This window comes from Kribbella sp. CCNWLW201 (assembly GCF_037203805.1).
GTDB lineage: Bacteria > Actinomycetota > Actinomycetes > Propionibacteriales > Kribbellaceae > Kribbella.
Window position 1 is genome coordinate 1608755 of record NZ_JBBCBQ010000001.1, and the last position, 19849, is coordinate 1628603.

Below are 19849 nucleotides of genomic sequence, written 5' to 3' on the forward strand. Positions count from 1 at the left end.
GATGCCCTTCCTTTGGCGTACTGCGAACCTGACTCTGACGTTCAACCTCGACGACGGCCCGGTCCGGTGGGAATCCGTCCACTGGGATCCCGAGGCCTCCACCGGTCCGGTCGACCAGCCACTTGTAGAGGTGTCCGCACTCGGTCACGGCGGCACAGTCAGCACCAATCGCCACGCCGGCACGGTCCTCGGCCACCGGCTGCGATACACGAGTCACGAAGCCACCGACACCAGCCTGCGCATCGTTCAGCAGGACGCGGAGACAGGGCTCCAGGTCACCAGCTACTTCGAAGCGACGCACGGAATACGCTCCTGGACAGAGGCCCGGCTGACCGGCCCCGGCAGTCTCGAGTTGACCAGCCTGTCATCGGTCGTCGTCGCGATCGACTCGGTCGACTTCGACCTGCTTTCCGGCGACAACGACTGGATGGCCGAGAGCAGGTGGTCCACCCGTCCGCTGCGCGAGATCGGACTGCCCCAGATCCAGAGCCCGCCGCACCGCCCGCCGCCACGCACCCACCACGCAGTGACGAGTCGAGGCTCGTGGTCGACCGGCGATCACCTTCCCACCGGCGTTCTGGTGCGAGACGGGTACGCACTCGGCTGGCAGATCGAGCACAACGGGCCCTGGTACTACGAGATCGGCGAGACCCAGCAAGGCGGCTACCTCCTGCTCAGCGGCCCGACCGATCAAGAGCACCAGTGGACGGCGACCATCACCGCGGACTCCTCGTTCACGACCGTGCCGGTGTCGCTCGTCGCAGCAAGTGACCGTGACAGTGCGTTCGCCGCGCTGACCCGGCACCGCCGCGCCATCCGCCGGCACCGTCCCGCCGACGACAAGCTGCCCGTGATCTTCAACGACTACATGAACACCCTGATGGGCGATCCGACCACGGAGCGGCTGCTCCCGTTGATCGACGCCGCGGCCGCCGTAGGGGCGGAGTACTTCTGCATCGATGCGGGCTGGTACGCCGAGGGGAACTGGTGGAGCACGGTCGGCGCCTGGCAGGAGTCCACCACGCGCTTCCCGGGCGGACTCGGCGAGGTCATCGATCGCATCCACGACCGCGGCATGGTGCCCGGGCTCTGGCTCGAACCCGAGGTGGTCGGCGTCGACTCGCCGCTGGCAGGTGACCTACCGGACGACGCCTTCCTCAGCCGACGAGGTATCCGGGTCACCGAGGGAGGCCGGCACCTCCTGGACCTCCGCAGCCCCGCGGCCCGCCGGCATCTCGACGACACCGTCGACCGGCTGGTGGCCGACTACGGGATCGGGTTCTTCAAGCTGGACAACAACACCATGACCGGACCGGGCACCGACTCCGACGGAAAGTCGCTCGGCCAAGGCCTGCTGGAGCACCAGCGCGCACTGCTCGACTGGCTGGACGACGTCCAGGCCCGGCATCCCCGGCTACTCCTCGAGAACTGCGGGTCCGGAGCGTTGCGGATGGACTACGCGATGCTCTCCCGGCTGCACCTGCAGTCGACCTCGGACCAGCAGGATCCCTTGCTCTACGCAACGATCGCGGCAGCCGCGCCCGCCTCCGTACTACCCGAGCAAGCAGGCAACTGGGCTTATCCTCAGACCGGGATGTCGCGCGAGGAATTCACCCTCTGCCTCGTCAACGGCATCCTCGGCCGCATGTACCTGTCCGGCCACCTGAACCGCATGACACAACCCGAGCTCGACCTGGTCCGATCAGCTCTGGCCGCTCACCGGGCGGTGCTGACCGACCTGCCACAGCTCGTTCCCTTCTGGCCGCTGGGCCTGCCCGCCTGGACCGACGAGTGGGTGGCACTCGGGCTGGCGGGACCATCGACGTCGTACCTCACGGTGTGGCACCGCTCCGCCGAACCGTCCAAGATCGACCTGCCACTGCCTCGTGGCGAGATCAAGAGTCTCTTCCCGGCTCAGCCCGACGGCTGGATCTACGACTGGAAGGACGACATCTTGACGATCACGGCCAACACACCAGCGCCGTCCGCGCGCGTCATCGAACTCGCCGGACGCCCTTAGTTCACTGGCGGCGGGGCAGTCGTGCTGCGGACCAGCAGGTACGGCTGCACCGGCTCCGGCTGAATCGACGTACCACCGATTCGCGCGAGGACCGCCTGGACGACGCGCCGACCCAGTTCGGCGAAGTCCTGCCGGACGGTCGTCAGGGGTGGTACGTAGTACGCCGCCTCGGGGACGTCGTCGAACCCGACGACACTGATGTCGTCCGGTACCCGGATCCCGGCTTCGTCGAGCGCGCTGAGCAGCCCCAGCGCCATCTGATCGTTGGCGACGAAGACGGCAGTGACTTCCTCTCCACCACGACGACGTGCGATCAGCTCCCGACCGGCCAGGTAACCAGTCGGCGGCCACCAGTCCCCCTGCAGTACGGCGGGAACGGGAGCGCCGGCCGCCTCGAGCTCGATCCGCCAGCGGCGCTCCCGGACATCCGCCTCGAGTGCGCTGACCGGCCCTCTCACATGGTGAACAGTGCGATGACCGAGGTCGAGCAGATGCCTGGTGGCGAGTGCGGCGCCCGCTTCCTGGTCGACCCAGACCGCGAGGTCCTGCCCGCCACGCTCCGCCTGGACGGCGATCAGCGGCACCCTCGGACTCACGTCGGGCAACGCACGGACAGCACCCTCATAGGTACTCAACGCGACGATGGCATCGACGGACTGCGTCGCCAATCGCTCGACAGCCTGGATCAGGCCGCCGGCGGTGTCGTCGTCGAGTACCGACACGGTCAGGAAGTAGCCGGCCTCACGGGCCGCATGTTCCAGACCGAGCAAGGTCTGGGCAGGCCCGTACTGGCTGATGTTGGCGATCGCGAGCCCGATCGTGCGCGACGACCCGGTCACCAGCGCCCGTGCCGCGCTGTTCGGCCGGTAGCCGAGCTCGGCGATCGCCTCCAGAACCCGCTCCCGGGTCGCCGCCGCCACGTTCGGTTGCCCGTTGATCACCCTCGACACCGTCTGGTGCGACACACCTGCGCGTGCGGCAACGTCCGACATCCCGAGGGAACGGGTCGCCCCGACCACTGTGACGTCGTCCTTGCCGGGAACTGCTGGTCCCGAAACCGTGACGGGGCGATCCATGGAACTCCTTCGTCAGCGTGCCGCGCCGGCGCGGCGCTTGTTGTAGATGTCGAAGGCAACGGCCAGCAGGAGCACCAGGCCCTTCACGATGGACTGCGTCGACTGGTCGATCCCCATCAGCTGCATCCCGTTGCTCATGACCGCCATGATGAGACCGCCGACCATCGCCCCGACCACCGTGCCGACGCCGCCCGCGACGGCCGCACCGCCGATGAACGCCGCCGCGATGGCGTCCAACTCGAACATGTTACCGGCGGCCGGCTGGGCACCGTTCGACCGGGACGAGTAGATGACCCCGGCGACGCCGGCCAGGAAGCCCATGTTGACGAAGATCCAGAAGTTGACCTTGCGGACCTTCACCCCGGACAGCATCGCGGCCGACAGGTTGCCGCCGATCGCATAGACCTGGCGACCGAAGACGGTGTTCTTCGTCATCAGCCCGTAGGCGATCACGAGGACAGCCAGAATCATCAGGACGATCGGCAGACCGCGGGCGTGGGCGAGCTGCCAGGCGAAGTACATGACGACCGCCGCGACCAGCACCACGCGGGTGACGAACAGCGGGAACGACTCCACCGGCTGCTCGTAGCGGATCCGCGCCAGCCGGGTGCGGAACACGCTGACCGCGTATCCACCGGCCGCGATGGCGGCGATCAGCAGCGTGAAGGCGTCGTACCCCTGTCCACCGAGCAGGCCATTCAGGAAGCCGCTGGCCACCTTCTGGTACTCGCCCGGGAACGGGGACAGCGAGACGTTGTCCAGCACCTGCAATGTCAGGCCCCGGAACAGCAACATGCCCGCCAGCGTCACGATGAACGCCGGCATGCCGACATAGGCCACCCAGAAACCGTGCCAAGCTCCGACCGCCGTGCCTACCGCAACGGCTGCCACGATGCCGACCCACCAGGATTGGTCATGTTGGATCACCAGTACGGCGGACACCGCGCCGGTCAACGCGACGATCGACCCGACCGACAGGTCGATATGGCCGGCGATGATCAGGATCACCATGCCGATCGCGAGCACCAGGATGTAGGAGTACTGGAGCACGATGTTGGTGATGTTGCCCGGGCTGAGCAGGACGCCATCGGTCATCACGGCGAACAGCGCCACGATCACGACGAAGGCGATGTAGATGCCGCTCTGCCGCAGGTTGCGCGTGATCAGGGCGAACGGATCGCTGGTGCCGACGTGCAGCGCGGCGGCGGAGGCGCTCTCTGCCGGCGCGTTCTGGGCCGACGCGTTCTGGGCCGGTCCGCTGTCCGCCGGTGCGTCCTGCGGCCGCGCGGTTGGTTTGGTGCTGGTCATCCGGCGAGCTCCTTCTCCATCGTCATGAGCGCCATGAGGTTTTCCTGTGTTGCCTGGCCGATCGGTACCTCGCCAGTGATCCGGCCGGCCGACAAGGTGTAGATCCGGTCGCAGATTCCCAGCAGTTCGGGGAGTTCGGAGGAGATGACGATGACCGCCTTCCCCTCGGCCACGAGCCGGTTGATGATCGTGTAGATCTCGTACTTCGCTCCGACGTCGATACCGCGGGTGGGCTCATCGAGGATGAGCACGTCCGGATCGGTGAAGAGCCACTTCGACAGCACGACCTTCTGCTGGTTGCCGCCGGACAAGGTGCCGACGGTGTCCAGCACGGTGCGCGTCTTGATGTTCATGTCGCGGCGTCCCTGCTCGGCGACCTTGATCTCCTCGTTGCCGTTGACCCAGCCGGCCCGCGCCAGCTTGCCGAGCGCGGCGGCGGAGACGTTGGCCCGGACGTCGGCGATCAGGTTGAGGCCGTACCGCTTACGGTCCTCGGTGGCGTAGGCGATGCCGTTGTCGATCGCGTCGGCCACCGTGCGCGCCCGGACTTCCTTGCCGTGCATGTACAGGCGGCCGCTGATATTGCGTCCGTACGAGCGCCCGAAGACACTCATCGCCAGCTCGGTGCGCCCCGCGCCCATCAGCCCGGCGATGCCGACGACCTCACCGGCGCGCACGTTCAGCGCCGCGTGATCGACGACCTTGCGCGGCTGAACCGGATGCCAGACCGTCCAGTCCTCGATCCGTAGTACCTCCGGCCCCGGCTCGGAGACCCGGTCGGGGTAGAAGCTGTCGAGGTCGCGTCCCACCATGCCGCGGATGATCCGCTCCTGGGTGACGTCGCCGGAGCTCATGTCCAGGGTCTCGACCGTGTGTCCGTCCCGGATCACCGTGGTGGAGTCGGCGATCGCGGTGATCTCGCTCAGCTTGTGGGAGATCATGATGCAGGTGATCCCGCGGTCCCGCAGCCGCCGGAGCAGGTCGAGCAGGTGGGCCGAGTCGACGTCGTTGAGTGCGGCGGTCGGCTCGTCGAGGATCAGCAGCCGGACGTCCTTCGCCAACGCCTTCGCGATCTCGACCAGCTGCTGCTTGCCGACACCGAGCTGGATCACCGGCGCCACCGGGTTCTCGTCCAGCCCGACGGAGGCCAGCAGCTCGCGGGCCTCGGCGTTGGTCTTGTTCCAGTCGATCAGCCCGCCGCGGCCGCGGCGTTCGTTGCCGAGAAAGATGTTCTCCGCGATCGACAGGTAGGGCACGAGCGCCAGTTCCTGATGGATGATGACGATCCCGACGGCTTCACTGTCACGGATCCCGGTGAAGTGGACAGGCTTGTCGTCGAACCAGATCTCGCCGTCGTAGCTACCGGTCGGATAGACGCCGGACAGCACCTTCATCAGGGTCGACTTGCCGGCACCGTTCTCGCCGCAGATCGCGTGGATCTCTCCGCGCCGGACAGCGAGTGAGACGTCCTCGAGAGCTTTGACACCAGGGAAACTCTTCGTGATACCCCGCATCTCGAGCAGCACGTCGTTCATACATCCTCCTTCACGATCAGACCGTCCAGCTCAGCAGCGCGGCCGGGCCCGGCGGTCGCTGCCGCCGGGCCCGGCCGGTTGTCACTTCGCCTGACCGGCCGCCACCTCAGCGGTGGTGAAGTAGCCGGAGTCGACGAGTTCCTTCTGGATGTCTTCCTTGAAGACGGTCTGGATCGGCAGCAGGTACGCCGGGACGACCTTCACGCCGTTGTCGTACGACTTGGTGTCGTTGGCTTCCGGCTGCTTCTTCTGCAGGAAGGCCTCCGCCGCGTTGACGGCCTGCTCGGCCAGCAGCCGGGTGTCCTTGAAGATCGTCGAGCTCTGGACACCGGTGTTGATGAGCTTGACCGACGCGATCTCCGCGTCCTGGCCGGTGATCACCGGCATCGGGTTGGCCGCCGTACCGTAGCCCGCGTTCTGCAGCGCGGTGATGATGCCGCGCGAGATGCCGTCGTACGGCGAGAGGACGCCGGCCACCTTGGCACCGTCGTTGTAGGCCGCGGTCAGCAGGTCTTCCATCCGCTTCTGCGCGGCCTCCTGCTGCCAGCGCAGGATCGCGATCTGCTCCAGGTTGGTCTGCTTCGACTTGACCACCAGCGAGCCGTTGTCGAGGTACGGCTTCAGGGTGTCCATGGCGCCTTGGTTGAAGAAGCGCGTGTTGTTGTCGTCCAGCGAGCCGGCGAAGACCTCGATGTTGAACGGCCCGGTCTTGGAGCCCTTCGAGCCGTCCTTGTTCTCCAGGCCCAGTCCACGCAGGAGTGCCTTGCCCTGGGCGACGCCGACCTTGTAGTTGTCGAAGCTGACGTAGAAGTCGACGTTCTTGCTGTCGCGGATCAGCCGGTCGTACGAGATCACCGGGATCTTCTGGTCGGCCGCCGCCTGCAACTGGCTGCTCAGCGCGGTCCCGTCGATCGCGGCGATGATCAGTACGTCGGCGCCCTGGGTGATCATCTGATCCACCTGCTGGGACTGGGTCGGGATGTCGTCGTTCGCGTACTGCAGATCGACCTTGTATCCCTTCGCCTCGAGCTTCTCCTTCACCGCCTTGCCGTCGGCGATCCAGCGCTCCGACGTCTGCGTCGGCATCGACACGCCGATGGACAGGTCCTTGGGTTGTTCAGCAGCGGTGTCGGTGGTCCCGCCCGCTCCTTGCCCGCCGCACGCCGCGAGGCCGAGCACCAGCAGGGCGCCACTCAGAGTGGCCACAAACCTTTTCTTCACAACTCTTCCCCTTCGGGATAGGTGTCAACTCCCGCATCACGGGCCCCGATCGATTGTTAGCGCTCACAGTGTTAGCGCTCACACGCAGATGGTCAAGACATCAACAAGACATCCTGGCGTCACGGTCTCGTAACGACGGCTGGCCGGCTCCCTAGCCGACACGCCCGGGAAAGCCCTTGTCTACAAAGGATCCAAGGCACATCGAGTGGTCCCCAAAGCTCTCGCTGCCGATCCCACGCAGCCCTCATGGGCGGTCGTGGCAAATCCTCACCACCGCTGGACACGTTAACAACTGAAACATACTCACTGAGCCGAACTCGCCCATGCCGTACCGCTGTCATCACCGAACGTTCGACCTGTCCAGGTCCCGCCGACCTGCTGTACTGGTGCGGGTGTTGTGGTCCTGAACGCTTTGGCTCGTCTTCAGGAGGTCCGATGTCCCAGCCCGCCGCTCAGCCGCTGTTTGCCTCGGCGAACCGTGCCGTCCGGACGTTGGCAGATCTCGGCGATCCGTTGCCGGCCGATGTGACCGCCCGGCTGTCCGCGGTGGACAGCTCGATGGGCGACGCGGAGCAGTGTCGCGAACTCGAGGAGCTGCTGCGGCCGTTCGTGCTGGTCGACGCGCGGATCGACGAGCACGGATTGACGACGTCCACGCCGGGCGCGGCGCCGCCACGGTTGGTCCAGCACGGCTGGCGCAGCTTCCTGGTCCGGGTCGCGAACCCGCATCGGATCGAGGCCGACCTGTTCGCCCTGAACAAGGGTGTGTACGGCGTGATCGACCACGTCAGCCACGCGGCGCGGATCGCCCTGCACGATGCGCTGACCAGCGTTCCGCGGATCAAGGATGCCTGGCTGGAAGCGAAGATCGCCGCACCCGGTCCCCTGTCCGGACTCGAGTTGGAATACAAGGTCATCAGCCTGTACAGCCGAGACAGCGGCACTCTTCACGGTGGGTTGATGCTCGGCGTCGCGGACCGGCACAACCATCACAGTCTGAGCCGGTCACCGGAGAGCGTTGCCGGTTTCCGGACGTCCTTCGAAGACCAGGACCACTCCGCGTCGTTCGAGTTCGACTGTGCGCCGGCCCGCGAGATCGAGTTCGACATCCGCGAGCCGGACGGAAGCAGTTGCATGGCCGCCCTCACGGTCCGCGACGCGCAAGGGCGCTCGTACCCGTCCAAGGGCATGCGGCTCGCGCCGGACATGTTCTTCCACGAGCATGTGTACCGCGCGACCGGCGAGGTGATCCGGCTGCCCGACGGCCGGTACGAGATCTCCGCGACCCGCGGCCCGGAGTACCGGCCAGTCCGGCTCGAGGTCTCCGTCGACTCCGGAACCACGACAGTGCCGGTCCCGCTCGACCGCTGGATCGACCCGCCGTCCCACGGTTACTACTCGGGCGACCCACACATCCACGCCGGTGGCTGCTCGCACTACAGCGTCCCGACAGAAGGCGTCACCCCGGAGACGATGATCAGGCATGTCCGCGGTGAGGGACTGTGGCTCGGCAGCGTGCTCGCGTGGGGGCCGTGCTACTACCACCAGAAGCAATTCTTCAGTGGCAAGTCGATCAGTCCGCCGGCCGAACTCGAATACCCCGACATGCAAGCGGCGCAGGGCATGACCTGGGTCCCACGGTCCACTGACCGCGACGACGAGAGCCTGTTGCGGTACGACGTCGAGGTGTCCGGCTTCCCATCCAGTCACTCCGGCCATGTGATCCTGCTCGGACTCACCGACCAGGACTATCCCGGCACCAGCCTGATCGAGGACTGGCCGTCGTGGAACCTGCCGATCATGCGCTGGGGACACGAGCAGAACGCGCTGGTCGGCTACGCACACTGCGGCGTCGGACTCGCGGTCGGCACCGACGAACTTCCCAACTACTTGATCCCGTCGTTCCAAGGCATCGGCTCCAACGAGATCATCGTCGACGTACCCCTCGACGCCGCCGATTTCCAGTGCGGTGGCCAGTTCGCTCCCGCCGCCGAGCTGAACATCTGGTACCACCTGCTCAATGTCGGCTACCGCACCCTGATGCTCGGCGAGACCGACTATCCCTGCATGTACGACGAAGGCCCCGGCGTCGGACGCACCTACGTACGACTGGCCGAACCACCGCAAGGCCCACAGGCTCTGGAGTCGTGGATCCACTGGCTGCGCGAAGGTACGTCGTACTTCGGTGACGGCCGTAGTCACGTCTTCGACCTGGCTGTCGACGGGGACCTCAGCCGCGAACACACCGCAGCGGCGGCAGGCCCGGTCCGAGTCAGCGCAACCGTCGCCGCCTGGTTGCCCGAGCAGCCGCCCCCGCCACCGGCGGGCCGGCCTGTCTACAGCGCCGCGATGGGCTGGCACCTGGAACGGGCGCGACTCGCCGGGACCCGCAACGTCCTGCTCGAGGTGCTCGTGAACGGCGTCGTCGTGGCCTCGAAAGAACTAGTGGCCGACGGCACCGAACAGGAGGTCGGCTTCGACGTAACGTTGGAGCAGTCGTCCTGGGTCGCGATGCGGATCCTGCGCAGCGTTCACACGCAGCCGATCTTCGTCGAGATCGCCGGCCGGCCGATCCGCGCTTCCCGCCGCAGCGCCCAGTGGTTGCACGACTCCGTCGACGCCCTCTGGAAGACCAAGTCCGGCTTCATCCGAGACAGCGAGCGCACAGCCGCCCGGGAGGCGTACGACGCCGCGCAAAGCATCTATCTGATCCGGCGTGACGAATGCGAGGTCGACTGATGAACCACACCCACCACGCGGTCGCGTGCGGCTGCTCCGGCCCGGTCGAGACCAATGCGCCGATCGCGGTCACGATCAACCCCGAGGCCCGAGTCAACGCCGCCCGAACCACCGCACCCATCGGCAAGCTCACCCCGGCCGAGTGGCACACCATCGACGTCACCCTGATCAACGAAGGCTTCGTCACCGGCCCGCTGACCATCGAGACCGAGCCGATCCCCGGCGTCGAACTCGACCTGCCACCGCATGAACTCACCGGCGAACACCGCCAGGACCTGGCGTTCCGCATCCAGTTCGACGCACCCACCGTCGTCGACGTACCTCTCACCTTCCGCGCCCTCGCCGCTCTCGGTGGCCTCGCCACCCACAGCACCATCCACCTTCTCCTCCGCGCCGTGAAGTAAGGACGCCGGGCGCTCCCAGCCTTCCGCCAACTGCAATCCCCAGACCAGTAGCGTGGCGGGCCTCGGACGGGTTGGATACCAAAGAAGAAACCGGCATCGACAGCGAGATCCTCGCTGTGATCGGCATCTACACCGACCCCAAGCACGTCATCTTCTATACCAGCAACGGCGAAGCCCGGCAGGACCCCCAAGCCGACGCTGGACATTGCGGGCAGATCGCGAATGTTTCTTGTCCCCTACCCCGGGGACGGGATGGGGGTCATGATCGTGGTGTAGGGCAGGGGGAAGGTGTCAGGGGGGTGCTATGGACGCGCCGGAAATCAGGCCGTTGAATCCGCGGCTGTCGCCGAAGCTTGATGTGTTGTTGGGGGGCTCGGACGAGGTCAACCAGGCGCGGGCGGTGCAGTGCCCGTCCGTGGCCGGTGCTGAGGTGGCGGAGCTGCAAGCCCCGACGGCTCTGTCGCCGGCGGAGGTGACCGCGCTTGCGGCGGAGCTTCCGCAGCAGGCACCGGCGGAGAACTCTGTCTTCAGTCTCTTCGTCAAGCTCGATCGGGACCTGACGCCGGACGCCCGTCAGGCCGCCATCAAAGCGATCGGCCGTCATGCACAGCGGTCGCGCTGGAAGCTCGACACCGGCGTTCTCGAGGTGGCCGCGAAGGACGTACAGGACCTGCTGGCCAATCAGGCCGTCGCGTACATCGAGCCGGGCCAAGCGCTGCGGGGCCCGGAGCCGACGGTCGGCCACGACCCCACGAAGGGCCCGGGCGATTCGCGGCGGGTGACGGCGGAGCGTGCTCGTCATAGGTACGGCGAGGAGGTCGTGGTCGGCATCATCGACGTCGGCGGGTTCGACTTCGCCCACCCGGACTTCCTGGAGAAGGACCAGACTCGTTGGGAAGCGATCTGGGACCAGGCCGGCACCTTACGACCCTCCCCGGCCGCCCGCGAAAAAGGGCGATGCGTCGGTTTGGACTACGGATCAGAGCTTCGCCGCGACGACATGAACGCGGCCATCAAGAGGGCTCGGATGCCCGGCCGTGAAATGGCCGCCACCAGCCTCGAACCCCAGTCGCAGCTGGAGATCGGGTCGCATGGCACCCATGTGGCATCGATCGCCGCCGGCAACAGTGGAGTGGCCCGCAGGGCGATCATCGCGGGTGTCCTGCTGGCGCTGCGCCCGGAGGACACGGTCGCGTCGTCGAGCTTCTACGACTCCACGCGCATCGCCGACGCGGTCGAGTACCTGATCGAACTCGCGGCCCGGCTCGGCGAGGAGAGGCACAAGGACAAGACCCCTCTCCCGCTGTCGATCAACATCAGCCTGGGGACCAACGGGCATGCCCACGACACCTCGAGCGCGATGGCCCGGTGGATCGACAACGCGCTGGCCACTCGCGGCCGGTGTGTGTCCGTTGCTGCCGGCAACGCAGGACAGGTCGAGCCGGGCTCGCCTACCGACCGGGGATACGTCAAGGGGCGGATCCACGCGAGCGGCCGGATCCCGGCGACCAACCTGCGGCGCGAACTCGGCTGGGTCGTGGGCGGAGACGGCGTACAGGACATCTCGGAGAACGAACTGGAGATCTGGTACGGCCCCCAGGACCGCTTCGCCGTCGAGGTCAAGCCGCCCGGCCAGCCCTGGCTGAAACCGATCAAGCTCGGCCAGATGATCCGGAACGAACTCCTGAGCAACGGCACGGTCCTGAGCGTGTACAACGAGGCCTATCACCCCGCCAACGGGCTCAACCGGATCTCGGTGCTCCTCTCCCCGTTCTTCGGGCCGGGCACGCCGGGCGGCAGCCCGCAACTGGGTCCGATCGCCTCCGGGGAGTGGCGTGTCCGCCTCACCGGGGTGGTCGTGCGCGACGGCAGCTTCGACGCCTGGATCGAGCGCGACGATCCGCGCCGCGCGCCGGGATCCGTGCAGCAGTGGCGCTATCCGTCGTACTTCGCGGCAGGCTCGTACACCGACGACCGGATGATCGGCTCGCTTGCCTGTGCCGAGCGCCTGCTGGCCGTCGGGAACGTCGACATCGATCGCAACGCCGCCCATGTCACATCCAGTCGCGGCCCGACCCGGGACGGCCGGTCCAAGCCCGATATCGCCGCGGACGGCACCGCTGTGATCGCCGCCAAGGGTTTCGACAGCGAGGTCGCGTGGATCGCGATGACCGGCACCAGCATGGCCAGTCCTTATGTCTGCGGCGTCGCCGCGCTGATGCTGGCGATCAGGCCGGACCTCACGTCCGCGCAGATCCAGGGGATCATGCGTTCGACCTCGGCACCGCTTCCCGGACAGACCTTCGGCTGGCGCAACGACACCGGCTTCGGCCTGATCGACGCCGCCGCCTGTGTGCAGGCAACGGCGGAGTTCGCGGACATGGTGGAGAAGGCGGCCGCAGCCAAGAGAGGGAGCGGGAAATGAAGCTCGATGTGTTCTTCGCCAAGGACGGCGACTGTCTACTGCTCACCTCGGCAGACGGGCACCACATTCTGGTGGACGGCGGGCGGTCGGGCAGTTTCGACTCGCAGACGCGCCCCGTGTTGCAGGAGCTGGCCGACAACGGGACGCCGCTCGACCTGGTGGTTGTCAGCCATATCGACGCCGACCACATCACGGGAATCATCTCGCTGCTGGAGGACGTCGCAGCCTGGGAGGTGCACGACTTCCAGGTGCACGAAGGGAACAACCCCAACTTCCCCGAGCCCAAACGGCCTCGTCCACCGGAGATCCACGGGCTGTGGCACAACTCCTGGCGAGCGCAGCTCGGCGACCTGGCCGGGCCGATCAGTGCCCTTGCCCAGCAGGTTTCCGAGGCCATCGAACTCGCTCCTCGCAGCGACGCCGAGAGCACCGGCGCGGCCCGGATCGCGCTCACCTCTTTCGCTGACCTCGCCGAGAGCATCGCCGGCGGTATCGATCTCATGAGCCTCGTCGACAGTCAGACGCCTGTCCCTCGCAACAAAGGCTTCAAGAACAAGCTCGTGCGGCTGCGCAAGCCCGTGCAGCGCAAGAGCTTCGGGAGCCTCAAGCTGACGATTCTCGGACCGTCCGAAGAGCACCTCGAGAAACTGCGGGAGGAATGGCGCGAGTACGTCGAGCGCCTGCTCGGTTCGGGACGGCAACCACGGCCTCGCGGCGGCGGACAAGGATCGGCTGACGGACAAGGGCTCGGTATCGACGACCTGCTGCTCGCCGGCCCGCCCACCTCGGTCGGCGAGGCCGAAACCCTGATCAACTCCATTGCCACCGCGGCGGAGATCATCGAGAAGTCGAACTCGGCGAACGTGACGCCGCCCAACCGGGCCTCGATCACGCTGCTCGCCGAGGAGGCCGGCAAGACGTGCCTGCTCACCGGGGATGCTGCCGAGGACGAGATCCTCGACGGCCTGACGGCCGCTGGGCGCCTGAACGGCGAGCCGTTCCACTGTGACCTCCTCAAGGTCCAGCATCACGGCTCGGAGAACAACCTGAGCAAGACGTTCGCTGACCAGGTGCACGCCGACCACTACGTGTTCTGCGGCGATGGTGCCCACGGCAACCCCAATCCGCGGGTCATCGCGACGATCATCGCCTCTCGGCTCGAGGCCCCCGGGCCGTTCACACTCTGGTTCAACTGCTCCGAGGACCGCACGATCGCCAACCGCCGGGAAGCCCTGGGAGCAGCCATCAAAGAAGCCGAGGATGCGGCGGCGCAGAATCCGGGCCGGATCGAGGTGAAGGTGCTCGACGACGACCAGCCCTCTTTCGCCATTGAGCTGTAGTCAGCCGATGCCGTCGTCGTAGGGGAACCGGCTGGGCACGGCCAGATTCTGGTCGTAGTTGTCCCGCAAGGACGCGTCGGTCGCGGTGTAGCCCCAGTTCGCGATCCGGTTCTTCTGTCTGTCCGGCATCTTCTTCAGCCTCGTCGACACCAGGGACAGCGCCTTCGTTTGGTCGTAGGTGCAGGGAAGTGTGGACGCTGGTCGCTTGAACACGGCCGGATCGGTGTTGATGGCCCAGAACGCCCCCTTGCGGAAGCCACCCTTGAGGGCGCCCACGATCTCACGGCGTCGCAACCGGCGTACCTCGACATCGAGGACCTCCAGGAGCCGCTTGGTTCCCAGCACCCAGTCCCGGCGTGGCTTGGCCTTGATCTGGAAGGTGCCACCTCCGTCACTGACGAAGACCGTGCCGCACCTCTTCTTCACCGGCTCCAGGCCGAGGTTGTCGTACACCCCGCCGTCGGTCAGCGTGATCGTGCGGCCGTCGGGCAGGTCGAGCATGGCCGGCGACAGCACCGGCGGGAAGGCGGAGCTCGCCGCGACCGCCGTCGCGACCCGGGTCGTCGGGTTGTCGAACTTCCCCGTCCTCCAGTCCGCCATGTACGGGCGGCTGAACCGGAACAACGCGCCGTTGCCGAGGTTCGTCGAACAGAAGATGAACCGCGGCCCCTCCGCGTCGGTCGGCAGATCCTGCAGCGTCCTTCCGTGGAACAGGTGCTCGTCGTAGGAGTTCGCGACCCTCGCCGCGATACGACCGGGGATGATGCCGAGCAGAACGGAGGTGAGGTCGACGCTCTCGCCGGCGAAGGCGAAGATCGGCTTCTCGACCACCTCGGTGAAGTTGACGGCGACGTCGCCGTTCCACTCCAGCTCCTTCCACGCCAGCCCGAGAACCCCGGCGGTGATGGATCCACCGGACACCGAGCTGACCCTGGTGAGCTTGCGCAGCAGTCCTGCTTCGTTCAGTCTTCGCAGCGATCCGACGTGGAACACCATCGCGCGATAGCCGCCACCGGACAGACACAGGCCGACGTCGTCGGGCTCGGTCGGAGCCGTGTAGAGGTCATTGGCGACCGCGTCGCGTTCCTGGTCCGACAATGCGACCGGGTTCTGTGCCATGCGATTCCCCCCAACTGTTTTCATCTTCCCCGCCGTGATCTGACCCGTCAACGACGACGCCTGTGCCCGCGAAGTTGCACGAAGTTGCAACGAGATGTGAGGGCGAACTGACCGACAGTGGTCGGAGTTCGGGTCAGAATTGGCCTGGCTTCCTGCACTCGACACCTGGGGACGAGCTTGACCGACGAGGTGTCCAACCCGTACAAGGCTGCTGTCGGTCGGGCGTTGGCAACGGCCGGTACGCCGGCCGCCTCGGCCGCCGCCGCACTGGACGCGGCGAAGAAGGCGTTCGCGGCGAAGGCCTGGACCGGCGGTACGTCGACAGCGTTCGGGACCGATCTGGCCGGTCGGGCAACCGCCGCGAGGCAGGCGGCCGACGCATCCGTGGCCGCGCTGCGGGCCCCGCGTGGACGCTGTTCCCGGCCGACCATCCGATCGGATTCTCCGAGCCTGCCTATCGGACCGGCGCGGTCGCGGTCGCGATCATCGGCGACTGGTACATCAATCTGCGGATCTACCGCCCCGGCAAGGGACGCAAGGCGGTGCCGGATTCGATCAACCTCGTCCAGCGCGTCGCCGCCTCCTTGCAACTGCCACCGCAGGCGACCCGCACCTATCCCCTCTTCACCCCCCGCACGTCGTCCACCCCCCTCGGCAACTCCGACCAAGTGATCAGGCTCCGGTCTCGAAGGTCAGCCGGCGAATCAGCTCGAAGCGGGCGAGGAACCTGCTCATCGGGGTCAGCTCGAACGGGGCCGTCCCAGGCGTTAGCTGCAGTCGTTTCTGCAACCACGCTTGCACCCGCTCTCGCTCCACGGTCAGCTCGACGGGGTCGAGGGCGGCGAGCGTAGTGAGCAGGGTGGGCGCCCCACGCAGACCGGCGGATGCTTCGGCGAGACGGCTTGCCAGGCGTGGCATACCTTCGTGCACCGCCGCCATGAAACAGGTGGCCATCCGCTCGGTCGGCTGATCGCCGTCCGCCGACAGCGGTGGTGCCATCGCGAGCAACAGTTGGCAGATGTTCACGAAGCGCTTGACCCGGCGCGGCGTCCCGCCGATCAGCGGTGCCAGCGACTCGATGAAGGCGAGTTCGTCATCGGTCAGCGCGAGCTGCCTGGCGTCGAGGTCGAGCCAGCTGCCGAAGTCGGTCAGCATCGCGCTCACCAGCTCTTCCTCGCGCTTCCCGACCTGCAGGGTCTTGCCGCGCCCGACCGCGTTGGTCTGCTCTGCTGCCACCGACGGCAGCAGCAGGCCGCGCAACAGGCGGCGCCGGGCGTCGTCGTCGAGCTCTTCCACCCAGAACGGGATCTGGAAGATCTTCTCCACGTAATCCATCGCCTTCGGCTGCTCTCCGGCCTCGTTCGGCTTCGCGTCGAGGGCGGGCAGTGCGTCGTGCAGGGCCGACCTGAGCCACCTCGTGTCCACTGCGACGACCACCACGAACAGCGGGAACGAGAGCAACAGGTGCACCGCCTCGAGGACCTCGACCACCTTCTTCGGCGGGCACCGATCCAGATCGTCGATGTACAACACGATCCGATTCGGCGGCCCACCCGCGGCCTGTGGGGTCTCCATGTTGAAATCGGCGGTCAGGTCGGCGAGATCCTGCAGGTCCTGGTGAACCTTGCTGACCAGACCCAGTTGGCTGCGATAGTCCTCACTGGCCTCGCGATCGGCCAGGAACTCCACCAGCGTGTTCCCGACCGTGAGCGCATCACGCTTCCGCTCCAGTACCGCCTGCTCGTCACGAGCCTTGGCAGCGTCGGTTTCCGCCACCCCCAAGTCGGTGCGCGCTTTCTCGAGCGTCTTGTTGGCCTCAGTCAGATCGTTCTTGACTGCGGTGACGGCCCCTGCGAGCTGCTCGTCGACCTTGCGCTCGGCGCTCGCCAAGGCCTCCTGCTGGTTCGTGGCGAAGGTTGCCGCCGCCTTGAGTGCCAGCGCTGCCAACGGGATCAGCGGTACGACGCTCGCCACCACACTCGTGAGCGGTGGAGCCGACAGCTGGTCCATCACGAACGCGACAACCGGTACGACGGCCGCCGCGAGCGCCACGTAGACGACTCGCTTGGCGGTCCAGAACTTCTGCTGCAGCCACGGACTCGTTCGAGTCGCCTCAGCGGCACGTCGTACGTCGGTCACCGCATCGGTCACCTCGTCGCCGAGCTCCTTCTTGCCCACGGCAACCACAGTCCGGACCAGCGCGGCCCGGGCAGTGGATTCGAGTTCTCCGGTGATCATGCTGTCCCGGAGCTCGGCGGTCGTCCGCACCACCGTGTCGAGATGTTCCTGCTTCTTCCGTACGACGTTCGCAGCCGTGGTCTCCGCGGCCTGCAAGGTCTCCAGCTTCTGGACCGCCTCGGCGACGTCCTTCTTCTTGTCGTCCAGCTCCTTCAACGTGTCCTCGCGCCGCCGATCGGACAGCTTCTTCCGCGCCTCCGGACTCAGTTCGTCGAAGATCTTGTCCAGCAACGAGGCCCACAGGTTGGTCTCGACGTACTCCCAGGCGTTGAACTCGATGTGCGCGACATTGGGCCAGACAGCGAGGTTGGCCTCCTCGCTGGAGCGGGCCAACTCGCTGAGTTTCTGGATCCGGTACCGGATCTTGGCCATCAGGAAGCTCTTGCCACTGCCCCATTGACCGAACAGGCCGATGGCCAGCGGCGGCACCAGGGTGCGGGACGAGATCAGGTAGGCGAAGGCGTCGGCCTCGATGCTGACGTCGATGAAGTCGGCCGTCGGGTCGACCACGTCACTGCTGAACGCGGCCAGGCTGGCCGGTTTGCGCGGAAAGTTCCGGGTCAACCAGGCACCGAGCTTCTCGCCGGCGACCTCCTTCTGCGGGTCCAACTCGCGGAGGAAGGTGCGGTACTGGTCGGCAAGGATGCTGACCGAGAGACCGGATCGATCCAGCGCGCGCTGCAGAGCCTGCTGGAACACCGGTGAATCGGACAAGAGGGCGCCGACCAGGTCGGCGAGGATGGTCGGCCGACTGCTGGTGAACCGTTCCGCCGCCGCGATGATCCGGGTGACGGGTTGGTCCAGGCTGGCCGTGCTCGTCGTACCGACGGTGGCGGCCGCGCGGCGAAGGCTGTCCAGCGTGACCTTCGGGAAGTCGTCGGGTAACACATCGCGCGCGGTGAGCCCGAAGTACCCGATCAACCGGCGCATCTCGCCGTCCGGATCAGGGTGAGCCAGCAAGGTGCCGAGGAAGAGATCCGACTCGCCCACCACCCGGCCGGGTCCCCGCAACGCCGCCGACGCCTCCGCCCACTGCAACGCCTCGCTGAACGACCCCGACCACCCACTCGGTGCCTGTGCCATCGCCACCACCCCCGGTCAGCACGATACGGGCCTCGATGCACCACGGACAGCACTGAGTGGCCGGGCAGGTGTCCGGCCACTCAGTGGGGTGGATCAGGGGCAGCGGGGGGCCTTCTTGCCGTCGGAGGCGATGGCGAACCAGGCGTTGCCGACGCCGTACCCGGCGGTCTGGCCGAGCTTCTTGTCCTTGTGGAAGTAGTAGAGCGGCCAGCCGTTCAGCGTGACCTGCTTGCCTTCCGGGCGATCGATCGTGCCGACCGACGCACGGTTGATCTTGTTGCTCAGGATCTTGATCCCGTTCTTGCCGGCCAGCACCGGCTCCCACTTCTTCGTGCACTCGCCGAAGCAGGTGGTCCGCGACGGGTTGGCGGAGTCGTTGTCGAAGCGGTAGATGGTCCGGCCCGCCTGGTTGGTGACGAAGGGCATGAAGCCGTCGACCACGTTGACGGTCAGCGTCTGCACATCCTTCTGGACCGGCGCCGTCGTACTGGTCGGCTTCGTCGACTTGGCCTTGCCGCCCTGCGGGTTGACCGCGAACCACGCGCCGCCGCGGCCCTGACCGGCGAGCTCGCCGAGCCGGAGATCGTCCTTGAAGTAGTACAGCGGCCAGCCCTTCAGCGTGACCTGCTTGCCCTCCGGACGATCGATCGTGGCGATCAGGCGCTCGTCGATACCACCACCGTCGATCTCGACGCCCGAACCGGCCAGAACCGGCTCCCACACCTTGGCGCACGCGTCGAAGCAGCTCGACTTCGACGGGTTCGACGAGTCGTCGTCGAAGCGGTACACGGTGCGCCCACTCGCGCTGGTCACGATGGGCGTCAGGCCCGGAACCCGCTGGACCTTGAGCACCTTAGGCTCCTCTTGACCGGCCTGCGTCTTCGCCTGCGCACCGTTGGCCGGCGCGTTGTTCTGCTGAGCCACCGGCGCACCGCTCCCCGCCGGCTCGCCGTCGTCAGCAGACTTGTCAACGAACGCCGAACCGCATGCTGTCAGGGTCAGTACGGCGGCAACGGCGCTGATCGTCACAGCAAGGGACTTCCTCATCAGATCCTCCGTGGTCTGGAACGTGTGCTCTCCGGTGTCTCTCGCCCCACCACACGCACCCCCCGACGAATCGGTTCAACGCCAACCGAAATTTCTTCGCGAACCACAAACCGTTGCCATCAGCAACGTGCTGGGATGGACCCCCTCGGCGGGCAGGATGGTGGCCAGGAATCCGACGGAAGGAACGTCAGCAACCCGCTCAGCGGCGAGCAGAGCAGCCTCGTGAAACGACTCCCGAACCCACCTCGGACAGCTAGTTGATGCGTTGTGTGCATCAAGTGGGGTAGTTGTTGG

The 19849-nt window shown here is 66.7% G+C and carries 13 protein-coding genes; 5 read left to right on the forward strand and 8 right to left on the reverse strand.

Annotated features, from left to right (window positions below):
• Nucleotide 1: 1 nt before the first annotated feature.
• Nucleotides 2-2020 carry an alpha-galactosidase gene (locus V9K99_RS07775; protein ID WP_337323072.1) on the forward strand — a complete coding sequence of 673 codons (2019 nt, stop codon included), beginning with the start codon at nt 2-4 and terminating at the stop codon, nt 2018-2020.
• On the opposite strand, the gene V9K99_RS07780 is transcribed toward V9K99_RS07775, so the two are convergent.
• The 4 genes from V9K99_RS07780 to chvE all read right to left on the reverse strand — a co-directional run bounded on the left by V9K99_RS07780 (nt 2017) and on the right by chvE (nt 7160).
• Nucleotides 2017-3096, reverse strand: coding sequence for a LacI family DNA-binding transcriptional regulator (locus V9K99_RS07780; protein WP_337323071.1), 1080 nt, complete (start codon nt 3094-3096; stop codon nt 2017-2019). The two genes, V9K99_RS07775 and V9K99_RS07780, sit on opposite strands and share 4 nt — an antisense overlap.
• A gap of 12 nt (nt 3097-3108) precedes the next feature.
• Entirely contained in the window at nt 3109-4404 is a 1296-nt protein-coding gene (mmsB, locus tag V9K99_RS07785; protein WP_337323070.1) for a multiple monosaccharide ABC transporter permease, read from the reverse strand.
• Nucleotides 4401-5939: a multiple monosaccharide ABC transporter ATP-binding protein gene (gene mmsA, locus V9K99_RS07790; protein ID WP_337323069.1), complete on the reverse strand. Its 1539-nt coding sequence runs from the start codon at nt 5937-5939 to the stop codon at nt 4401-4403. The genes mmsB and mmsA overlap by 4 nt, the downstream gene beginning before the upstream one ends.
• 81 nt (nt 5940-6020) lie before the next feature.
• Nucleotides 6021-7160: a multiple monosaccharide ABC transporter substrate-binding protein gene (chvE, locus tag V9K99_RS07795; RefSeq protein WP_337323068.1), complete on the reverse strand. Its 1140-nt coding sequence runs from the start codon at nt 7158-7160 to the stop codon at nt 6021-6023.
• A 435-nt stretch (nt 7161-7595) separates the two neighbouring features.
• On the opposite strand from chvE, the gene V9K99_RS07800 reads away from it, so the two are divergent.
• The 4 genes from V9K99_RS07800 to V9K99_RS07815 all read left to right on the forward strand — a co-directional run bounded on the left by V9K99_RS07800 (nt 7596) and on the right by V9K99_RS07815 (nt 14068).
• Nucleotides 7596-9899: a CehA/McbA family metallohydrolase gene (locus V9K99_RS07800; protein ID WP_337323067.1), complete on the forward strand. Its 2304-nt coding sequence runs from the start codon at nt 7596-7598 to the stop codon at nt 9897-9899.
• On the forward strand, nt 9899-10303 hold the full coding sequence (locus tag V9K99_RS07805; protein ID WP_337323066.1) for a hypothetical protein: 405 nt from the start codon (nt 9899-9901) through the stop codon (nt 10301-10303). The genes V9K99_RS07800 and V9K99_RS07805 overlap by 1 nt, the downstream gene beginning before the upstream one ends.
• 304 nt (nt 10304-10607) lie before the next feature.
• The gene (locus tag V9K99_RS07810) at nt 10608-12728 is read left to right on the forward strand and encodes a S8 family serine peptidase (RefSeq protein WP_337323065.1); all 2121 of its coding nucleotides are present in this window, start codon (nt 10608-10610) and stop codon (nt 12726-12728) included.
• Nucleotides 12725-14068, forward strand: a complete 1344-nt coding sequence (locus V9K99_RS07815; protein WP_337323064.1) for an MBL fold metallo-hydrolase — start codon at nt 12725-12727, stop codon at nt 14066-14068. The genes V9K99_RS07810 and V9K99_RS07815 overlap by 4 nt, the downstream gene beginning before the upstream one ends.
• Here the strand turns inward: V9K99_RS07815 and V9K99_RS07820 are convergent, their stop codons facing one another.
• From V9K99_RS07820 to V9K99_RS07835, 4 genes are all read right to left on the reverse strand, one after another.
• Nucleotides 14069-15187: a patatin-like phospholipase family protein gene (locus V9K99_RS07820; protein ID WP_337323063.1), complete on the reverse strand. Its 1119-nt coding sequence runs from the start codon at nt 15185-15187 to the stop codon at nt 14069-14071.
• Between the two features lie 47 nt (nt 15188-15234).
• On the reverse strand, nt 15235-15618 hold the full coding sequence (locus V9K99_RS07825; RefSeq protein WP_337323062.1) for a hypothetical protein: 384 nt from the start codon (nt 15616-15618) through the stop codon (nt 15235-15237).
• Between the two features lie 241 nt (nt 15619-15859).
• On the reverse strand, nt 15860-18508 hold the full coding sequence (locus tag V9K99_RS07830; RefSeq protein WP_337323061.1) for a P-loop NTPase fold protein: 2649 nt from the start codon (nt 18506-18508) through the stop codon (nt 15860-15862).
• A gap of 93 nt (nt 18509-18601) precedes the next feature.
• The gene (locus V9K99_RS07835) at nt 18602-19555 is read right to left on the reverse strand and encodes a hypothetical protein (RefSeq protein WP_337323060.1); all 954 of its coding nucleotides are present in this window, start codon (nt 19553-19555) and stop codon (nt 18602-18604) included.
• Nucleotides 19556-19849: the final 294 nt, after the last annotated feature.

Coding starts and splice junctions, on each gene's coding strand:
- V9K99_RS07820 (WP_337323063.1), bottom strand. CDS start 15,187: ATGGCACAGAACCCGGTCGCATTGTCGGACCAGGAACGCGACGCGGTC.
- V9K99_RS07815 (WP_337323064.1), top strand. CDS start 12,725: ATGAAGCTCGATGTGTTCTTCGCCAAGGACGGCGACTGTCTACTGCTC.
- mmsB (WP_337323070.1), bottom strand. CDS start 4,404: ATGACCAGCACCAAACCAACCGCGCGGCCGCAGGACGCACCGGCGGAC.
- mmsA (WP_337323069.1), bottom strand. CDS start 5,939: ATGAACGACGTGCTGCTCGAGATGCGGGGTATCACGAAGAGTTTCCCT.
- V9K99_RS07780 (WP_337323071.1), bottom strand. CDS start 3,096: ATGGATCGCCCCGTCACGGTTTCGGGACCAGCAGTTCCCGGCAAGGAC.
- V9K99_RS07835 (WP_337323060.1), bottom strand. CDS start 19,555: ATGAGGAAGTCCCTTGCTGTGACGATCAGCGCCGTTGCCGCCGTACTG.
- V9K99_RS07805 (WP_337323066.1), top strand. CDS start 9,899: ATGAACCACACCCACCACGCGGTCGCGTGCGGCTGCTCCGGCCCGGTC.
- V9K99_RS07810 (WP_337323065.1), top strand. CDS start 10,608: ATGGACGCGCCGGAAATCAGGCCGTTGAATCCGCGGCTGTCGCCGAAG.
- V9K99_RS07825 (WP_337323062.1), bottom strand. CDS start 15,618: ATGGTCGGCCGGGAACAGCGTCCACGCGGGGCCCGCAGCGCGGCCACG.
- V9K99_RS07830 (WP_337323061.1), bottom strand. CDS start 18,508: ATGGCACAGGCACCGAGTGGGTGGTCGGGGTCGTTCAGCGAGGCGTTG.
- V9K99_RS07800 (WP_337323067.1), top strand. CDS start 7,596: ATGTCCCAGCCCGCCGCTCAGCCGCTGTTTGCCTCGGCGAACCGTGCC.
- V9K99_RS07775 (WP_337323072.1), top strand. CDS start 2: ATGCCCTTCCTTTGGCGTACTGCGAACCTGACTCTGACGTTCAACCTC.